The sequence below is a fragment of the Kribbella sp. genome, assembly GCF_035687465.1.
Classification (GTDB): domain Bacteria; phylum Actinomycetota; class Actinomycetes; order Propionibacteriales; family Kribbellaceae; genus Kribbella.
In genome coordinates, this window is the sequence record NZ_DASRXP010000270.1 from 1 (window position 1) to 2,141 (window position 2,141).

The 2,141-nt window shown below is 67.1% G+C and carries 5 protein-coding genes; 4 read left to right on the forward strand and 1 reads right to left on the reverse strand.

The features are described from left to right. The 4 genes from VFG33_RS13535 to VFG33_RS13550 all read left to right on the forward strand — a co-directional run. A partial coding sequence (locus tag VFG33_RS13535) for a phage tail sheath family protein (protein ID WP_325026159.1) occupies positions 1-746 on the forward strand: 746 nt, incomplete at its 5' end. A 29-nt stretch (positions 747-775) separates the two neighbouring features. Then, positions 776-1,219: a phage tail protein gene (locus VFG33_RS13540; RefSeq protein WP_325026161.1), complete on the forward strand. Its 444-nt coding sequence runs from the start codon at positions 776-778 to the stop codon at positions 1,217-1,219. After that, positions 1,219-1,671 (forward strand): hypothetical protein, encoded by a 453-nt coding sequence (locus VFG33_RS13545; RefSeq protein WP_325026163.1) that lies wholly within the window; start codon positions 1,219-1,221, stop codon positions 1,669-1,671. The genes VFG33_RS13540 and VFG33_RS13545 overlap by 1 nt, the downstream gene beginning before the upstream one ends. Next, positions 1,668-1,826, forward strand: a complete 159-nt coding sequence (locus VFG33_RS13550) for a DUF6760 family protein (protein ID WP_325026165.1) — start codon at positions 1,668-1,670, stop codon at positions 1,824-1,826. The genes VFG33_RS13545 and VFG33_RS13550 overlap by 4 nt, the downstream gene beginning before the upstream one ends. Before the next feature lie 81 nt (positions 1,827-1,907). Here the strand turns inward: VFG33_RS13550 and VFG33_RS13555 are convergent. Next, positions 1,908-2,141, reverse strand: a 234-nt coding sequence (locus VFG33_RS13555; RefSeq protein WP_325026167.1) for a hypothetical protein, incomplete at its 5' end; no start/stop codon positions are given.

Here is a 2,141-nt window from a genome sequence, read left to right on the forward strand (position 1 = left end):
TTGCGCACTGCGAGCTGATGGGCGATCGGATCGCGATCCTGGACTCGCCGCCCGGGCTGAACGCCCAGCAGGTGAAGGAGTGGCTGGTCGACAAGGCCGGGTACGACTCGGCATTCGGAGCGCTGTACTTCCCGTGGATCAAGACGGCGGATCCCGCCACCGGGCAGCTCGGCTTCATCCCGCCGTCCGGGCACATGGCCGGGATCTGGGGTCGCAACGACGACACCCGTGGCGTGCACAAGGCGCCGGCGAACGAGATCATCCGCGGCGCGGTCAGCCTCGAAGTACAGATCACCAAGGCCGAGCACGACCTGCTCAACCCGGTCGGCATCAACGTACTGCGGACGTTCCCCGGCCGCGGCAATCGCGTCTGGGGCGCCCGAACGCTGTCGTCCGATCCGGCCTGGCGGTACCTGAACGTGCGCCGGCTCTTCAACTACCTCGAGGAGTCGATCCTCACCGGCACCAACTGGGTGGTGTTCGAACCGAACGACGAGGCGTTGTGGGCCCGGATCCGCCGAACCATCTCCGCGTTCCTGGTGAACGAGTGGCGCAACGGTGCCCTGTTCGGCCAGACCCCGGACGACGCGTTCTTCGTCAAGTGCGACGGCGAGACGAACCCGTCCGAAGGCATCGACGCCGGACAGGTGGTCTGCGAGATCGGCGTCGCCCCGGTCAAGCCGGCCGAGTTCGTCATCTTCCGGCTGTCCCAGTTCTCCGGCGGCACCAGCCTCGTCAGCGAATGACTCTCCTCGCACCAGAAAGGTAACCAGCCATGCCACTTCCAGATGGAGACTCCGGTGTCGGTCACTCCTTCGGGTTGGAGTTCGACGGGATCCAGATCAAGAGCATCACCGAGATCAGCGGCCTGAAGATGGAGCAGGACGTGATCGAGCTGAAGGAGAACGGTGCCGACGGCAAGTATGTGATCAAGAAGCTGCCCGGCCGCTGGAAGGCGCCGGAGATCACCCTGACCCGCGGCCTGTCGTCGGACACCAGTTTCGACAAGTGGATCAAGGACTCGCAGTTCGGCAAGATGGGCGCGGTCCGCAAGGGCGGGGCGATCATCGTGTACGACTACGAGGGCTCGCCGCTGAAGCGGTACAAGCTCACCAACGCCTGGCCGAAGAGCCTCGAGATCGGCACCATGAAGGCCGGCGACACCTCGGTGATGACGGAGAAACTGGTCGTCACCTGTGAACGGCTCGAGGTGGAGTGATGCGCCGTACCGCGAACAGCACGCTCGACCAGGTGATCGTCGACCAGCCGGAGGTCGCCGCGGCGGCACCGGTGCAGGAGACGTTGCGGACCGAGTTCTCCTTCGTGCTGCCTCGCGGGTACGTCGATCCGTCGGGTGCGCTGCATCGCGACGGGGTGATGCGGTTGGCGACCGCTCGGGACGAGTTGGTGCCGTTGCGCGACGATCGGGTGCGCGAGAATCCGGCGTACCTGACTGTGGTCCTGCTGGGCCGGGTGATCACCAGGCTCGGCAGTGTGACCGACATCCACGCCGGGGTGATCGAGGACCTGTTCGCCGCGGATCTCGCCTTCCTGCAGGACCTCTACCGCCGGGTGAACCAGGAGGGCCACACCCGGGCCGGGGTGAACTGCCCGGAGTGCGGGCACGCGTTCGCGGTCGATCTGGCCGGTGGTCGCCTGGGGGAATCGTGACGTACGCACCCGAGCAGCTCTATGCCGAGGTCGCGTACGTCGCCTACCACTTCCACTGGTCGCGCGGGGAGATCCTCGACCTCGAGCACCCCGAACGCCGCCGCTTCGTCGACGAGATCGGCCAGCTGAACACCCGCATCCAGCACGGAAGGTGAACCCCCATGCGCTGGCCCTTCCACCGCTCGTCCGCCGCCGGCGCATCCTCAACGTCCGGAGGATCCTCCGCGGGTGAGGCATCATCGGCGGGCGCGGGCGTTGCGGGTGAGGTCTCGGGGGATGCATCGGGAGCGGCAGTCGGGGTTGCGCGGGTCCAGCCGCAGGCCGAGTGGCGGAGTCTGCCGCCGCTGCAACGATCCGCGGTAGACCTCACGCCGGTCGCGCCGGAGGCCTCGTTTCGCGCCTCCTTGTCCGCCCATCAGGACCGCCGCTTCCTCGAACCACTGGGGCACGCCGTCTCCATCGGCGCCCCT

Coding starts and splice junctions, on each gene's coding strand:
- VFG33_RS13540 (WP_325026161.1), top strand. CDS start 776: ATGCCACTTCCAGATGGAGACTCCGGTGTCGGTCACTCCTTCGGGTTG.
- VFG33_RS13545 (WP_325026163.1), top strand. CDS start 1,219: ATGCGCCGTACCGCGAACAGCACGCTCGACCAGGTGATCGTCGACCAG.